The organism is Paenibacillus rhizoryzae (genome assembly GCF_059686995.1).
The window spans coordinates 563,518-579,496 of sequence record NZ_JCAALT010000005.1 but is presented as its reverse complement, the minus strand read 5'-3'; the positions used below and the strand labels follow the sequence as shown (position 1 = coordinate 579,496).

Below are 15,979 nucleotides of genomic sequence, written 5' to 3'. Positions count from 1 at the left end.
TTATAGTTTTTATATACATATCAATGAGAGGATGTTCAACCCATGAATCCGATTCGTCCAGCTGCAGTACCTTTAGTAACGGTAGATCCTTATTTCAGCGTATGGTCCACTGCTGACCGTTTAACCGACGATTTCACCCGCCATTGGACGGGACAACGACATGCAATGACTGGCCTTATCCGAATTGACGGGGTACCTTACCGCTTCGCGGGCCGCGTAGAACCGAGAGCGGAGCGTTATTACACGGAGCCGACGGCACTTACGCAAACGAGCCTGAAGGTCACGCCGCTGAGCACCGTCTACACCTTTGAGGCGGCGGGTATCGAATTGACGGTACGCTTCACGACGCCGCTGCTGTTGACTGATCTGGATGTGCTGTCGAGACCGGCTTCTTATGTGGCGTTCGAGGTGAAAGCCCTTGATGGACGCGGCCATGATGTGAGCGTGTATTTCGACGTAACCGGCGAATGGTGCGTGGATCAGACTTCGCAAGCGATCGTTTCGGAGTTTAGCGAAAACAATGCATTGCTTGTGATGAAAATGAGTCATGAGCAGCAATCCTATATGAATCGGTCCGGTGACGATCATCGCATCGATTGGGGTTATTTCTATTTATCCGCACGGAAGTCGGAGCAAACGCAAGCCTATCTGCATTCGGCAAATTTGCGCAAGCTCTTCGTGCGCAACGAGAAATTAACGAACGAACCGGCTGCATCGCCTCAAGTGGTTGCAGAAGGGAATCCGGTTATGGCACTTGTCTATGATCTGGGCGAGGTTGGCGCGTCCCCGGTATCCGAGCTGGCTGTGCTGGCCTACGATGACGTGTACTCCGTTACGTATTTCGGCGATCAGCTGCAAGCCTACTGGAAGAGAAACGGCCAAAGCACAGACGATATGATTGCGGCAGCCTTCGCTGAATACGACGAGTTAATGGAGCGCTGCGCGGCATTCGATCAGGAGATTGTGGCCGATGGCGTAAAGTCAGGCGGCGAGAAATACGCGGATCTTCTGGCGGTTTCTTACCGTCAGGCTATTGCAGCGCACAAGTTGGTGACCGATACGGACGGAGAGCTGCTGTTCCTGTCCAAAGAGTGCTATAGCAACGGCTGCATGGCAACGGTTGACGTCAGCTACCCTTCTGTTCCTTTGTTCCTTCTCTATAACCCTGCCCTAGTCGAGGGCATGATCCGTCCGATCATGAAGTACACGAGAAGCGATAAGTGGCCGTTCGAATTCGCGCCGCATGATATCGGACAGTACCCGATTGGCAATGGTCAGGTATACAGCGAGAACGCCAGAGAAGGACAGATGCCTGTCGAGGAGTGCGGCAACATGCTGGTCATGGCTGCGGCGGTTTGCTTGGCTGGCGGGAATCGCGACTATATTTTCAGTCAAATGGATGTATTCACGGAATGGGCGGAGTACTTGCTGGAGCATGGATTGGATCCGGAGAATCAGCTGTGTACGGATGATTTTGCCGGCCATCTGGCCCGTAATGCGAACCTGTCCGTCAAAGCGATCATGGGCGTTGCGAGCTTCTCCATCCTGAAGAAGCTGCAGAACAAAGGCGATGAGGCCGCTCGCTATCGCAATGCAGCGAAGGAAATGGCGGATCAGTGGGGCGCGCTTGCCGATGACGGCGATCACACGAAGCTGGCGTTCGGGCAAGAGGGCAGCTGGAGCTTGAAATACAATTTAATCTGGGATCAATTGTTCGGCACAGAGCTGTTTGATAAAGCGATGATTCAGAAGGAAGTCGCTTGGTATTTGAAACAAAGCAACAAGTACGGTACGCCGCTGGACAGCCGGGCTACCTATACGAAGTCCGATTGGCTGGTATGGTCGGCGGCATTGGCCGACGAACAAGCAACGTTCACCGCATTGGTCGAACCGATCTGGCAGATGTTGAACGACACAGCGGACCGCGTGATGTTCTCCGACTGGACGGATACGTTTACGGCGAGAGCACTTAACTTCCAGCATCGCAGCGTAGTCGGTGGCATCTCGATGAAGGTGCTCAAAGACAAAGGAATCATGAAGGCGTAGTGCGGCTGAATAAGTAGATATAAGGGAATATTGGTTGAGGGAGCCGAAATGGCTCCCTTTGCCTATTTAAATTGGCCAACATAGGGGTGAAACGATAACCATGAGCAAAACCATACTTATAACCGGCGCATCGGCAGGTATTGGGCTCGCAACCGCACTTAAGTTCGCGCAGAACGGCTGGGTCGTATTTGCCGGAACGCGGCAGCTGGAGCGCGATCAGGAGCAGTACGCAAGGTATGACAATCTCCATTTTCGCGAAATGGAGGTGACGGACCCGGATGCCATTCGTACGGTGATAGACGAGATTAAACGGGAGCAGAAGCAGCTCGATGTGTTATTCTGCAATGCGGGCATCGGCTATTTGCGCGCACTGGGACAAGCGCCGATACAGGAAATCGAGCATATCTTTAACACGAATGTATATGGCGTTATGCATACGATTCAAGCCGCCCTGCCTATGATGCAGAAGGCCGGTCATGGTCATATCATTGCAACGTCCAGCGTAGGCGGCTTGGTGGGTCAGCCGATGAATGAAATCTACTGTGCGAGCAAGTTCGCGGTTGAAGGATTGTTGGAGAGCTTGGCTACCTACTACAAGCCATTCTTCAATATTGATGTGACGCTGCTTGAACCAGGTGCGATCGCAACGAATTTCACCCAATCCGTTCTGGGGCATGTTGTAAGCACGGGCGGCATTCTGGAGGATGAGTATAAGCCGATCATCGATCAATATACGAAAATGTTCCTAAGCCGTAACGCGGAGCCCCAGACTGCAGATGCGGTTGCAGAAGTGATGTGGGAGCTGGTAGCAATGGAAGAGAAGCCGCTTCGCATCCGCACTTCCGAGCGTGCGGAACAGTTTGCCCACCACAAGACGCAGAACGATCCGACTGGGCTAGCCGGTGTCCGCAGCGTGCGCAAGCTGCAGCTCGGGATAGAAGAATAAGCCGTGGAGCCTACTATAGACCGGGAAACGACCTTTAGAGGTCGTTTCTTTTGTTGATTCATGGCATATTTTAGGGAGTGATGGCGAGAAAATTATGGTAAACTAGTAGGAAAGCAATTACATAGGTCTGCAGGAGGAGTATACGTATCATGTTCTTAAGCATTAGAAGCCGGTTAGCAGTAAAGTTATCTGTTCTTATTTTGGCTACTCTCGTAATCCTGTCTACAGCCTTAATCTACTTGCAAGTCCAGAATACGAGGAAAGCAAGCGAGGAAGCGATCGGCAGCTTTGGCATGCATACAGCTGAGGCTTACGCGGGTCAATTTGATGTCAAGCAATATGAAACGTATGCGCAAGATGCTAAGGAGAATGATCTCTATTGGCAAATTCGTAATGGCATGAATGACTATCGCCAGCGGATTGGCGCTTTGTACGTATATACGATTCAAATTAATGACCAAGGGGAGCCCATCATTCTCGTTGATGGCCAGCCTAAAGATGACGAGGATGCGTCTCCAATCGGTGAAGTTACCGACATGCCAAAGGATGCAATAGCGCTCGTATTAGAGGGCAAATCGGCCAAATCCGGCATTATTCGCAATCCTGATTATGGTACTTATATTTCAGCGTATGCGCCGCTTCGCAATGCATCCGGTACAATCATTGGCGCCATTGGGATTGATACGGATATATCGGTATCCACGACCATTTATAAGGAAGTTTTGAAATCCAGCACGCCGCTATTTATCGTCATGGGCATCGTGATTCTGCTTGTTTTTGTCTTCATTGCCGTGTTCCTGTCCCGTGCCTTGCGGCCGCTGCGGATTGTTGTAAAAGGGGCAGAAGCCATGGCCGAAGGAGACTTCGCTGCTGCGAAGGGACACCTGGGCTCGGCGCGCGTGAACTCACCAGATGAAATCGGACAAGCATTCGCGGCGATGAACAAAATGAGCGACAGGCTAGGTGTGACGCTTGGCAATGTGGTTCGGGATATGCAGATCACGACGAAGGATCTCATTCAGTCCACCGATCAGTTTGGCTCTGAGGCAGGCCAGCTTGTTGACTTGAACGAGAAGCTTGAGCTGTCCATTACGCAATTGGCGGATGGGGCGCAGCATCAGCGTATTGGGGCAGAGGAAAGCGCCAAATCGATGGAGGAAATTACGTACGCGATTCAGCGCGTATCCGAGGCTTCATCCCAAGTTTCGAGCGCCTCTGCAGAAGCGCTTGATTCCGCGGAGGAAGGCCGCAAGTCGATTCACCAATTAAGGGCGCAAGTGATCTCCATCTCTGATGTGGCTAAGCAGACCAACGATTCAGTCTTGGCCCTCAATGCATTTATGCATGAAATGGAACCGGTACTCGCCTCGATCTCGAGTATTGCGGATCAAACCAAGCTGCTGGCACTGAATGCTTCCATTGAGGCAGCAAGGGCAGGCGAGCATGGCTCGGGTTTCGCCATTGTAGCCGGTGAGGTGCGTAAGCTGGCTGAAGCCTCCTCCGTATCTGCTAATCACATCACATCGCTTCTTGGGCAAATTGCACAGGAGTCTGCTCATATCGGCAAACAAATGATGGAAGGCAGCGAACAGATGATCAGGAGCACGGAGCTCTCCGGTTATGTCGAATCGATGTTCGATCAGACGGCCGATCGCTTCCATCTCGTGAACAGTCAGATTCAGGAGATTTCTGCTGCGGCGCAAGAAGTGCTGGCCGGATCGGAAGAGGTTGCTGCATCGGTGGAGCAAATCTCGCAAATTTCGAATACGGCTGCGGATAATACCGCGTGGATTCAAAGGATGTCTGCCGACCAACTGGCTGCGGCCAAGCGCATTTCCGTGACGACGGAGCTGCTGAAGCAGCGAAGCTCAGGTTTGGAAGAAGCGATTAAGAGGTTTAATCTATAAGCGATAATGGCCACATCCGGATGCGGATGCGGCCTTTTTTATGGTGTCGAACGATGGGGAAGGCGGAGTGCGAAAACTGGGCATTTTATCCTATATTTTCCTACTAATAGATGGCGATTTATGGTATAAAGCTAGTAGATAGATTTGCCAACATGAGAGGGGCATTCGCCACTATGGAAGGGTTTGTGAAGATGAATCGCGTACGAAATGTATCATTGAAAGCATTGCTTTGTTTTGCATTCATTGTTGTTCTGGCAGCTGCGGGCCTTAAGAACTACTCCTATGCTGAAGAAACGACAGCTGGCAGCGCTGTCGAGATTACGGCCGGCCTCAAGCATATTCCGGGCGTGAAGAGCTTTAAAACCATCATTAACCGCTCAGAGCTGCCTGAACAGGCGCAATTATTTACGCATATCACCGTTCAATCCTCCAATGCGCCATTTGCTGTTAATGAAGTCGGTGTAGCGGCCTACGTAGGTTTGCCTGAACCGTATTCCGCAAGCGGTTATAACAGCAGCTTTGCAAACGGCGGTACCTATTACGCGCTGACGATTCTGTACGATGATAACCGTAACCCGCTCGCTTACAATGAATCCAAAGTTAACGTACTAAACGATGAACAGACGCAGCCAACACAACCGAGCCAACCGTCCAATCCGAATAACTACGGCAATGATATCGATCCGAACTACAACAGTGTCGGCGAATCGCAGTTTACTGATATTACGAATCAATACTGGGCGTTTAGCGCCATTCAAGATTTGAATACAAGAAATGTCATCAGCGGCTATCCGGATGGCAAGTTTAGACCGGATAAAGTCGTTACACGCGCCGAGTTTGCGAAGATCATGGTGCTGGCAGCCGGACTCACTCCTGCGAAAGTAACCAAAACAAGCTTCTCCGACATGAAAGCAACGGATTGGGAGGCCCCTTTCGTAGAGGCTGCCAAATCGTATTTGAGCGGATATAAACTTGCCAGCGGGAAGCTTGTGTTCAAGCCGGATGCACCGGCGACGCGCGAAGATGTTGCTGTAGCGATCGTGAAGCTGAAAGGCTACAACAAGACGAAGCTGCCGGACCGCACGATTATTCAAGCGATGTTTAAGGATTACAATTCGATTTCCTCATATGCCAAAGACTATGTTGCACTGGCGATAGAGAACAACCTCGTTTCAGGCTTCCCGGATGAGACGTTCCGCGCACAGCAGCCGGTAACGCGCGCGCAAGCGGCAGCGATGCTCTGGAGAGCGTATCAGTATGGGGATGAGAACAAGGAAGAGAATGGCGATGACGAGGAAGCCGTCGATATCGTGGATGGCGAAACGGCGGAGATCGTGGAGTTCCCATCTTAAGCTAGAACGGTGTCCTCCTAAGCGGGGGCACCTTTCATTTCTTTATAAAGGGGCATCGATCATGAAAGGTTTATCCAAGCTGCTGCTGCTAATCGTCATTATTGCTTTGCTTATTCCGGCTTATTCCGCATCGGCGGCGGAAAGCCAGCTCCGTGACGTTCATATTTACAGAACGCTGTGGAAAGGTGATCCTAGAATCATCAAGCCGATCCAGGACGCGTCGTTCGACTTTATCGTTTCTACGCGAGAGAATATTAATGGCACGGATATGGTGTTTGTCGATAAGGCAGGATCAGATTTTGTGCTTAAGGCGGAAGGACATCCGGATGTGTATGCCCAGCTTAGAGGCGGGTTTGGAGATATGGCGGATTCAGGATTTGAATTCCATATCGCAGACACCAGCCAAATGGCGGACGGTGTTCCCTACCAGCTCATCGCGCCATCCATCAGCACCGAGTATGTATGGCATGTTGAGCCGGGCGTTGTCGTGGTGAAAGGCGCATCGAGTACACCGGCTGATTCAAAGCCTCCATCTTCGGATAATCCATTGGACTATGGCAATGATATTGACCCTAATTACGGTCAGCCTGCAAGCTCAACCTTCAAAGATGTCGCCAGTAACTATTGGGCGTTGACTGCGATTGAAGACTTGGCGAAACGCGGCGTATTGGGCGGGTATCCCGATGGCAAGTTTAGACCGGAGAAAATCGTGACCAGAGCGGAGTTTGCCAAAATCATGATGCTGGCTTCAGGCGTGAAAGCGAAGAAGGTAACGAAATCGACCTTTGCCGACCTGCAGCCTACAGATTGGGAGACGCCTTTCGTTGAAGCTTCGAAGCAATACTTGAATGGGTACAAGCTCTCCGGCGGGAAAATCGTATTTAAACCGAACTCGCCTGCACTGAGAGAGGATATTACGACGGCGCTGGTTAAACTGAAGGGCTATGACAAAACGCATCTGCCGGATCAAAGCATCATCCAGGCGATGTTTAAAGACTTTAATGGTATTTCCAAGTTCGCCCGGGATGCTGTAGCGATTGCGATCGAGACAGGCATTGCATCCGGCTTCCCGGATGAGACCTTCCGCCCGCAGCAGCCGGTTACCCGTGCGCAGGCAGCGGCTATGTTATGGCGGGCTTATCAGTTCGGCAATGACAATAAGTCGGACGATACGGAAGACAAGGTGGAGTTAGACGATAGCGATAATGCCGGCGATACCGTTGCTGTGCAGCAACCAGAGAACGGAACAGGCTACTCCGTTACGGTACAAGTGGCAGACCTGAATGGGGAGGCCGTCAACACAGGCGTTTATTTGCGCGGCGAAGATCGTGATTATCCCGTCTCGAATGCCGATCGAGAAGCAGGTACGTATACGTTCAATCAGATTCCCAATGGGTCTTATAAGATTTTGTTCCACTATTCCGGCTACAAGTTACAAACCTCCAACAAGATCACGGTTAAAGGCTCCAATTTGAGCAAAATATCGCTGCAGCTGGCTGTTCCAACTTATACGGTGAGAGGTAAGGCGGTAGACGGCAACGGGAATCCGCTTGCTGATTTGCCGGTTAGACTTATTACGTCCAGCAACGACGGCAGTTACTGGCCGGGGACGGACGAGGACGGCGCGTTTAAACTGACCGATATCGCGCCGGGCAGCTACACCTTAGTAATAGGGAATCAAAGTCATCCTGCAGCGACTTTAGAAATTGTTGTGGATGGCGACCAGTCCGGCATTATTGTACAAGCAGGCAAGTAATTGCAAGACCAACAGAAACCGGCCTCTGCGCGAGATGCAGAGGCCGGTTTTATTTTAGCTAAGCTTCATTAAAGATAGAGTCCCGCCGTGTATAGATCGGTGATGTTGACCGCGATTTCTTCAACCGAGCTTTGGTGCTCGTCCCGCACGATTTCCCACAGGTACATTTCATTCGTATAGAACCAGCCGCGTGCGATCAGCAGGTGGTTAAGATCGGTTCGCGCCAGTCCATGCGACTGGGAGTAGGCGATGTCGCTGGATATCCGCTGGATAAACTTCTCGCGGATGCCCTTCCACTTATCGGAGATGACAGAGGAGATGCCGATCGCTTGCTCGAACACTTGCATCATATTGCGCTCTGCCTGGGCCATTTTGAGAAAAGCCAAGGTTTGTCTGCGGATGGTATGAACCGCTTCTTCTTTTGTCTCCGGGACGAAGGAAATGGCGGCGATTTCATAGAACTGCTCCATCACATTCTCCATTAACACGCTTAACAAATCTTCTTTTCCTTGAAAATGAACATAAGCTGTTCCATATCCGATTTTGGCGGCATGAATCATCTGCGAAATGGTCGCTTTTTGGAACCCTTCTTCCAGAAACACCTGCTTGGCGGCAACTAATATTTTCTGGCGAGTCAGCGCGGAGCGTAAGTGTCGTTTATCTGTCGTTTTCTCTGTGGCCATCGTTCTCCCCCTCCGTCCATACCCTTCTAGAATATAAGAAATGGCTGGAAAATGAAAGGTTCGTTCGGATGCCGGCGCAGCTTGCTTATTGCCCAATTTGAACATATTGACACGATGTCATATTGGTTGGTATGATCACCTCATCGAGCGATTATTCTGTGAAAACGAGGGAGCAGCTATGGGAACAAATGCGTTTCAACCCACACTTGATTACGCTAAACAATTAGATACCGAAGATAGCCTGTCACGGTTTCGCGAAGAGTTCTACGTGAAGCCGGATTCGATTTATATGGATGGAAACTCTTTAGGACTTCTGTCGAAGCGGGCAGAGCGTACACTGCTGGAATCGCTGGCGGACTGGAGAGAACATGGGATTGACGGCTGGATGCAAGGCACTCACCCCTGGTTCACCTTATCGGAGAAGCTGGGGGAGATGAGCGCGGGACTTGTCGGCGCCTCTCCGGAGGAAGTGATCGTTACGGGCTCTACGACCGTGAACCTGCATCAGCTGGTTGCTACGTTTTATGAGCCGCAAGGGGAGCGCAATAAGATTTTGGCCGATGAATTAACCTTCCCTTCGGATATTTACGCGCTTCAAAGTCAGTTGCGCATCCGAGGCTATGATCCGGAAACCCATCTCATTCGCGTGAAAAGCCGTGATGGCCGGTTCTTGGAAGAAGACGATATTATCGCGGCGATGACGGATGATATTGCGCTGATCGTACTGCCGACGGTGCTGTACCGCAGCGGACAGATTCTGGATATGAAGCGTTTGACAGAAGAAGCCCACAAGCGCGGCATTCTCATCGGGTTTGATGGCTGTCATTCGGTCGGGGCGATTCCACATTCGTTCAGCGAGTGGGATGTTGATTTTGCCTATTGGTGCAATTATAAACATCTCGGCGGCGGGCCGGGCAGCGTCGGAGGACTCTTCGTAAACCGGAAGCATTTCGGCAAGAACCCCGGTTTAGCGGGCTGGTTCGGTTCAAGAAAAGACAAACAATTCGATATGGAGCATACGCTAACCCCAGCGGAGACTGCAGGAGCTTATCAGATCGGAACGCCTCATGTGTTAAGTTTAGCGCCGCTACTTGGGGCGCTGGAGATCTTCGCGGAAGCGGGTATCGCGAATATTCGGCAGAAGTCGCTTCATATTAATCAATATTTAATCGACCTAATTGAGCATGAGCTTGGCGAATTCGGCTTCTATATCGGCAGCCCGCGCGACGATGTTCGGCGCGGTGGTCATGTCAGCCTGGAACATCCGGAAGTAGCGCGAGTCTGCAAGTCATTGAAGCATAACGGCATTGTTCCGGATTTCCGGGCACCTAATATTATTCGGCTTGCACCGGTCGCGCTGTATAACTCCTATACCGAAGTATGGGAAGTCGTTCAGAAGCTGAAGAAGATCATGGTCGATAAGGAATATGAGCAGTTTAAGAACGAACGCGAAGTCGTTGCCTAACGAACATTGAGAGGGGCCTTACACCATGAACAACCATGAAGAGCAGCACGGCAGCGGGAAGCTGGAGAAGGATATTCAAACCGATTTCTCCAAATCGATGTCCTACGGGGACTATCTCCATCTGGATAAAATTCTGGAAAGCCAGCATAGATGCTCCGACCACCACGATGAAATGCTGTTTATTATCATTCACCAGGCGAGTGAGCTGTGGATGAAGCTCATCTTGCATGAGCTGCAGGCTGCAACGCTGTCCATTCGCAATAACGATCTGGAGCCTTCCTTCAAAATGCTGGCGCGCGTGTCCAGAATTCAGCAGCAATTGATCCAGTCCTGGAGCGTGCTCTCGACGCTGACGCCGGCTGAATATATGGGTTTCCGCGATGCGCTCGGTTCATCCTCAGGCTTCCAATCGCATCAGAATCGCTTAATCGAATTCGCCATGGGCAACAAGAACGTGCATACCTTGTCCGTATTCCAGCATCAGACAGAGCTGTACACGCAGATGCAGCAAGCACTGCGCGAGCCGGGCCTTTATGATGCGGCTATCGGAGCGCTCGCAGCTCGCGGCTTGCCGATAGATCAAGAGGCACTGGATCGGGATTGGTCGCAAAACTACACGCCCAATGCCAGTGTGGAAGAGGCATGGCTGACCGTGTACCGCGATGTCGATCAATATTGGGATCTCTATGAGCTGGCAGAGAAGCTCGTCGATATCGGCAGTCAGCAGCAGTTCTGGCGCTTTAACCATATGACGACCGTGGAACGGATTATCGGCAATAAGATGGGAACCGGCGGTTCGTCCGGGGTGAATTACTTGAAGCGAGCGCTGGATCAGCAGTTCTTCCCGGAGCTGTGGAGCATGCGCACCAAGCTGTAGGCTTAAGCTAAGCGTCGAGGGCGGAAAGCAGCAGGAAGGGGATTTAAGGCGATATGAGCAACTGGATAGATATTTCACAGCCGCTGGATGAGAAGGTTGCCACTTGGCCGGGGGACACTCCCTTCTCCTACAAGGTAAGTTGGAGTAAAGAAGAAAGCGGCTCCGTCAATGTGGGGCAAATCAGGATGAGCATTCATACGGGGACGCATATTGATGCGCCGTTTCATTTTGATAATGAGGGTAAGAGGGTCAGTGATCTCGACCTTGATTTATATATCGGGCAGGCGCGAGTCATTCATCTGCCAGATCCTGCATCGGTTGGCGTGCGAGAGCTGGCCGGCGTAGAGCTGAATGGGGTAACGAGGCTGTTGATCCGTACGGATGCATGGAAGGATAGGCATGTGTTTCCGCAATCCATTCCGCCGATTGAACCGGAGCTCGCTGCATATCTTGCAGGTTATGGCGTGCGATTGATTGGGCTTGATTTGCCCTCTGTGGATCCGCTGGACAGTAAGGAACTGCCTGCTCATCATGAACTCGCCAAACATGGCATTCACATTCTGGAAGGGCTTGTCCTAGACCATGTGGAACCGGGGGATTATGAGCTGATCGCGCTTCCGCTGCCTCTGGCCGAGGCGGATGGAAGTCCGGTTCGTGCGGTGCTTAGAAAATGATCGTGTGTAAGAGCTGTGAGTTTGTACCGGTGTTGTAGCGAAGCCGTATCCCTTTTGGGGTGCGGTTTTTTGTGCTGCTGGTTCCAACCTACTGATCGCGTGAACGGATCTAGAGTAGTGTGCGCTTCTCAACGAGCAGCGGGGACATTTTCTTCCACACCTTAAGCATTAACTGGCGATCGGCTGCCGGTTGACCAGGGTCTGGCTGGTTCAAGGTTTGGAGAATCGGGAGGATCCGATAACGCATGCCGCTTGACGTTGTTACTCTGGTCGTCCAAGTTGGGACGTAGGTAGCCTCTTTCACGCGCACCTTGCCATTGTCGTCTTTGACAACGGTCAGCTCGGCGATGGCACCGCATTTGGTGGCAGCGTTCTTGTAGAGAAGGGTGGAGGCGAAATTGCCAAGTGAGTAGATGGCGAATTTGTCGTCTTTGGTATGAAAAGCAGGCTGAAGGACATGCGGGTGGTGGCCGAGTATGATATGCGCGCCGTTTGCGAGCAGCAGATTCACGAGCTCACGCGATTGGCCCAGGGGGACGTGGCGGCATTCCTTGCCGATATGCAGGCAAACGATGACGACATCGACCTGCTCCGCGAGTCTGCGGATATGTGCGGCGACTTTGTTATAGGTGGCGGGGGTGACGGTGTTTACACGCCATGCTTCACCTGCCGGCAGGGGGATGTTATTGGTTCCTTTGCTGTAGTTGGCGATGCCGACCTTCAGTCCTTTTACTTCGACGATGATATGGTTGTCGGCCCCGGGGTCAGAAGCGTAGGTGCCGGTATGTGCCAGGTTATTATCGTTCAGTATATTAATGGTGCGGATCAGCCCCTTCGTGCCGCGGTCCAAGCAGTGGTTGGTGGCGGTCGTCAAGACGCCAAATCCTGCGGATTTAAGCGCTGGAGCGAGCTCATCCGGACAGTTGAACATGGAGAAACCCGTGGTGGCGTTCGCTCTTGTATAGGCAGATTCTCTGCCCGCGAGCGGCGTTTCCAGATTGCCGATGACCAGATCCGCTTGCTTGAGGTAAGGGGCGACCTTCTGGAATAGGGGCTCGAACGCGTACCGATCCCCCTGCTGTTTGGCAGAGCGCAGAATCGGCCCAATCATCAAAATATCCCCGACAGCAGCGAGCTTAAATTCCATAGGCTTCGCATCCTTTCCACTATTCGGTCCGTGATTCTCATAGTCATGGTATGTAGGTTTTCACTCTAACGAACCACACGGGCCTTATTTGGGCGAAATTAGGCGGTTTGAAAATCTAACGAACCGTACAGGTCTTATTTGGTGCGAAACTGTCCCTTTCCGCTCGAATTCGCCTCAATAGCGCCTTCACGGTTCGTTAGAATAAAAGAGTGGCGATATTTGCGTAAATAAGGCCTGTAGAGTTCGTTAGCGCGGGAGTGCGGCGGAAGTGTAGCTCTGGGAGCTGCACATTCGCGCGGAAAGTGCGCGAGCGGCGGAAGTGTGGCACTGGGAGCGACACATGCCCGAGAAAAACGCGTGAGTGGCGGAAGTGTGGCTCTGGGAGCGACACATTCGCGCGGAAAGTGCGCGAGTGATGGAAGTGTGGCTCTGGGAGCGACACATTCGCGCGAAAAGCACGCGAGCAGCGGAAGTGTTGCCCTGGGTGCAACACTTCCGCTGCATATATCGCTTCACTGCACATGCCAAGCCAAAAACCCACAGCCGCATCTGAACTGCACACCCCAATTGTTAGACACCAGCTAACAATTGGGACGCAGCTCAATCATGGGACTGTGGGTTCGTCTAATTTACAGATGCTAAAGCTTAACCGGCGCTTCCAGTCTTGCCGATTCCAGTGCGGCAAGCGCGACTCGAGCCGATTTCAAGCCGTCTTCACCGGTGATCGGCACGGCGGAGCCGCTGCGAATCGCGCTGATGAAGGCGTCCACGAGACCTGCGTCCATATCGTCGCCCCAGTATAGCCAATGCGCCTTCGACTCTTTGTTGCTGTACAGATCATTTTTCTGCGCAAAAGAATCGATGCTGATAACGCCATTCGTGCCGATGATCTCCATCGTGACGTCGCCCCATGTCGGGAACGATTTGGAGCGGGACCAGCTCGGGTCCAGCGACGCAACCGCGCCATTGCCGAAGCGGACATGCACCATACCGGCGTCTTCGACTTCAAGCTCCGGATGGAACAGAGTAGCTGCTTCCGCATACACGTCGACTACGTCGGATTGCACGAACCAGTGCATCAGGTCCATCACATGCACCGTATGGTCGAGCACAGCGCCGCCGCCGGAAGCGGAAGGGACTACGAACCAATCGCCAGGCATAGAGCCGCGGTTCGTTCCTTTAATGGCCACGATCTCTCCGATATCGCCGCGGTCAATCGATCTCTTCGCTTCCACGACAGCGGGGATGTACCGGCAAGGGAAGGCCGTCATAAGCTGAACGCCGTTAACTGCGCAAGCTTGGATCATAAGCTCCATCTCCTCCACGGAGATGCCAAGCGGTTTCTCGCACATAACATGTTTCTTAGCGGCAGCTGCGGCAAGCGTCAGATCAGCATGCTTCGCATTCTCCGAGCAAATAATGACGGCATCGATGCCTGCGCCGAGAAGCTCCTGCAAGGATTCGTAATGACGGAAGCCATACTGCGCTGCGATCGCATTTGCGCGGTCTTGATTATCGTCCCAGAAGCCGGCGATGGTCACATCGGAACGGCGGAGCAGTTCGCCGGTGTAGCTGTGGGCATGACCATGGGCAAAGCTAAGCAGGCCAACCGAGATTGATGTAGTCGTCGTCATATTAGCGTGCCTCCCCAGTAGTCGATTGTAGGCGGATCAATTGTCCGGTAGCAGCCGATTCCATTGCAGCCCGTGCAACCTCAACGGCTTTCTTCGCATCTTCGGCCGTCACGATCGGTTCAGCTCCACTGCGGATGCAATCGATAAAATTAGCCAGCTCGATGAAATAAGGATCACGATGCGAAGGACTTTGAGGCACCTGAACTGCTTTCTCGGCAGCAGCTGCTTCCGTGCGGCGGATTTGCAGCGATTTGGCAGTGCTGCTGTCGTATTGAAGAACGCCTGAAGTACCGGCGAAATCGACGGCTGTTGTGAATGCGCCCGGATAGCCCCAATGGGATTCAAGATGAACGATAGCGGAATGATGGTGGAACCGAAGGGTAACGAGTGCATAATCAAGGGACCGTTGTGTCCGGTTAAGAGCATATACGGATTTCACATCTCCGAAGAGGGAGCGCATGTAGTCGATATCGTGAATCATAAGATCCATGATTACGCCGCCGCTTGCTTCTTTATCCGCATACCAAGGCGAGTGTTCGCCCGGATGGGAGCCGATCCGTTTCGCATGAGCGACGCCGACAGTACCGATGGCACCGGAACCAATTCGCTTACTTAGATCCACGTATTCAGGGAAGAAACGAACGACATGGCCGATAAACAGGCGGACGCCTTGCGTACGGCAAGCTGCAATCATCTCATCCGCATCCGCGGCCGTTGGCGCGATCGGTTTCTCGCAGATGACATGTTTGCCTAGAGCTGCGACTTTCAGTACGTATTCCTTGTGGAAGGGAGTAGGCAAAGCAACGGAGACAACGTCAGCATCGACGGCCTCCATCATTGCCTCAAACGAGGTATAAGAAGCCGTTCCAAGTGAAGAAGCTACGCGTTCTGCGCGTTCTTCATCACTATCACACACAGCGGCCAGCGTGACGCCGGGCATCCGACTGAATGCGGCGGCGTGTACGTATCCCATTGTGCCGCAACCCAATACTACGACTTTCATGAACATGCGCTCCTTTGCAAAATAATGGTAGTCCCAGGTGGTTCAATGTCATTTTAGACGAAGTTCAGCTCATTGGATAGAGGGAAAGGAACAGGGACGAGCGATCCGAACGATTCGAGCAGCTCAGCGGAAACGGAATCGAGCGGCCGGCTTGCTTTCGCACCAACCGATTCCTTTAACTAGATGAAACGCGGGTTTTTGAATCTAACGAACCACAGAGGACTTATTTGAGCCAAATCGAGCAGTTTGAAAATCTAACGAATCGTACAGGCCTTATTTGGTGTCAAAATGCCCCAAACTACACCAGTTCGTACGAATAAGGCTTCTACGGTTCGTTAGAATATTTTTAGGGCTGTTTTCGCGCAAATAAGGTCTCCACGGTTTGTTAGCGCGCAACAACTGCAAAAACAACCCGTTTCTGCTTGCAACCAAATCGCTGCAGTCCGCATCTTCGTCCAAGGGAGTGGAGGGAGCGCGGCGACTACCTCG

General features: G+C 52.1%; 12 protein-coding genes. 8 read left to right on the top strand and 4 right to left on the bottom strand.

Features of this window, described 5'->3' with window-relative positions; translation table 11 throughout:
• Positions 1-42 precede the first annotated feature (42 nt).
• The 5 genes from AC6ESO_RS17980 (at position 43) to AC6ESO_RS17960 (ending at position 8,007) form a co-directional block, all read left to right on the top strand.
• Positions 43-2,046 (top strand): glutaminase family protein, encoded by a 2,004-nt coding sequence (locus AC6ESO_RS17980; RefSeq protein ID WP_497092553.1) that lies wholly within the window; start codon positions 43-45, stop codon positions 2,044-2,046.
• 100 nt (positions 2,047-2,146) lie between these two features.
• On the top strand, positions 2,147-2,992 hold the full coding sequence (locus AC6ESO_RS17975) for an SDR family oxidoreductase (RefSeq protein ID WP_497092552.1): 846 nt from the start codon (positions 2,147-2,149) through the stop codon (positions 2,990-2,992).
• A gap of 149 nt (positions 2,993-3,141) precedes the next feature.
• Positions 3,142-4,899 (top strand): methyl-accepting chemotaxis protein, encoded by a 1,758-nt coding sequence (locus AC6ESO_RS17970; RefSeq protein WP_497092551.1) that lies wholly within the window; start codon positions 3,142-3,144, stop codon positions 4,897-4,899.
• A 191-nt stretch (positions 4,900-5,090) separates the two neighbouring features.
• Positions 5,091-6,251 (top strand): S-layer homology domain-containing protein, encoded by a 1,161-nt coding sequence (locus tag AC6ESO_RS17965; RefSeq protein ID WP_497092550.1) that lies wholly within the window; start codon positions 5,091-5,093, stop codon positions 6,249-6,251.
• 61 nt (positions 6,252-6,312) lie between these two features.
• Positions 6,313-8,007, top strand: coding sequence for an S-layer homology domain-containing protein (locus AC6ESO_RS17960; protein ID WP_497092549.1), 1,695 nt, complete (start codon positions 6,313-6,315; stop codon positions 8,005-8,007).
• Between the two features lie 68 nt (positions 8,008-8,075).
• Here AC6ESO_RS17960 and AC6ESO_RS17955 read toward each other — a convergent pair whose 3' ends face one another.
• The gene (locus AC6ESO_RS17955; RefSeq protein WP_497092548.1) at positions 8,076-8,690 is read right to left on the bottom strand and encodes a TetR/AcrR family transcriptional regulator; all 615 of its coding nucleotides are present in this window, start codon (positions 8,688-8,690) and stop codon (positions 8,076-8,078) included.
• 178 nt (positions 8,691-8,868) lie between these two features.
• Here AC6ESO_RS17955 and kynU point away from each other — a divergent pair, with 178 nt between their 5' ends.
• The 3 genes from kynU to kynB are packed head-to-tail and all read left to right on the top strand — an operon-like array spanning position 8,869 to position 11,706.
• A complete protein-coding gene (gene kynU, locus AC6ESO_RS17950) occupies positions 8,869-10,155 on the top strand; it encodes a kynureninase (protein WP_497092547.1) in 1,287 nt (428 codons plus the stop codon).
• A 25-nt stretch (positions 10,156-10,180) separates the two neighbouring features.
• On the top strand, positions 10,181-11,032 hold the full coding sequence (kynA, locus tag AC6ESO_RS17945) for a tryptophan 2,3-dioxygenase (protein WP_497092546.1): 852 nt from the start codon (positions 10,181-10,183) through the stop codon (positions 11,030-11,032).
• A 53-nt stretch (positions 11,033-11,085) separates the two neighbouring features.
• Positions 11,086-11,706 carry an arylformamidase gene (gene kynB, locus AC6ESO_RS17940; protein ID WP_497092545.1) on the top strand — a complete coding sequence of 207 codons (621 nt, stop codon included), beginning with the start codon at positions 11,086-11,088 and terminating at the stop codon, positions 11,704-11,706.
• A 109-nt stretch (positions 11,707-11,815) separates the two neighbouring features.
• On the opposite strand, the gene AC6ESO_RS17935 is transcribed toward kynB, so the two are convergent.
• The 3 genes from AC6ESO_RS17935 to AC6ESO_RS17925 form a co-directional block, all read right to left on the bottom strand.
• A complete protein-coding gene (locus AC6ESO_RS17935; RefSeq protein ID WP_497092544.1) occupies positions 11,816-12,853 on the bottom strand; it encodes a CapA family protein in 1,038 nt (345 codons plus the stop codon).
• A 638-nt stretch (positions 12,854-13,491) separates the two neighbouring features.
• Positions 13,492-14,487: a Gfo/Idh/MocA family protein gene (locus AC6ESO_RS17930; RefSeq protein WP_497092543.1), complete on the bottom strand. Its 996-nt coding sequence runs from the start codon at positions 14,485-14,487 to the stop codon at positions 13,492-13,494.
• A 1-nt stretch (position 14,488) separates the two neighbouring features.
• Positions 14,489-15,490, bottom strand: a complete 1,002-nt coding sequence (locus AC6ESO_RS17925) for a Gfo/Idh/MocA family protein (RefSeq protein WP_497092542.1) — start codon at positions 15,488-15,490, stop codon at positions 14,489-14,491.
• Positions 15,491-15,979: the final 489 nt, after the last annotated feature.

Excerpts from the sequence above, each read along its gene's own strand:
- AC6ESO_RS17960 (WP_497092549.1), top strand. The coding sequence starts at position 6,313 with ATGAAAGGTTTATCCAAGCTGCTGCTGCTAATCGTCATTATTGCTTTG.
- AC6ESO_RS17925 (WP_497092542.1), bottom strand. The coding sequence starts at position 15,490 with ATGAAAGTCGTAGTATTGGGTTGCGGCACAATGGGATACGTACACGCC.
- AC6ESO_RS17965 (WP_497092550.1), top strand. The coding sequence starts at position 5,091 with ATGAATCGCGTACGAAATGTATCATTGAAAGCATTGCTTTGTTTTGCA.
- AC6ESO_RS17980 (WP_497092553.1), top strand. The coding sequence starts at position 43 with ATGAATCCGATTCGTCCAGCTGCAGTACCTTTAGTAACGGTAGATCCT.
- kynA (WP_497092546.1), top strand. The coding sequence starts at position 10,181 with ATGAACAACCATGAAGAGCAGCACGGCAGCGGGAAGCTGGAGAAGGAT.
- kynU (WP_497092547.1), top strand. The coding sequence starts at position 8,869 with ATGGGAACAAATGCGTTTCAACCCACACTTGATTACGCTAAACAATTA.
- AC6ESO_RS17970 (WP_497092551.1), top strand. The coding sequence starts at position 3,142 with ATGTTCTTAAGCATTAGAAGCCGGTTAGCAGTAAAGTTATCTGTTCTT.
- kynB (WP_497092545.1), top strand. The coding sequence starts at position 11,086 with ATGAGCAACTGGATAGATATTTCACAGCCGCTGGATGAGAAGGTTGCC.
- AC6ESO_RS17955 (WP_497092548.1), bottom strand. The coding sequence starts at position 8,690 with ATGGCCACAGAGAAAACGACAGATAAACGACACTTACGCTCCGCGCTG.
- AC6ESO_RS17930 (WP_497092543.1), bottom strand. The coding sequence starts at position 14,487 with ATGACGACGACTACATCAATCTCGGTTGGCCTGCTTAGCTTTGCCCAT.
- AC6ESO_RS17935 (WP_497092544.1), bottom strand. The coding sequence starts at position 12,853 with ATGGAATTTAAGCTCGCTGCTGTCGGGGATATTTTGATGATTGGGCCG.
- AC6ESO_RS17975 (WP_497092552.1), top strand. The coding sequence starts at position 2,147 with ATGAGCAAAACCATACTTATAACCGGCGCATCGGCAGGTATTGGGCTC.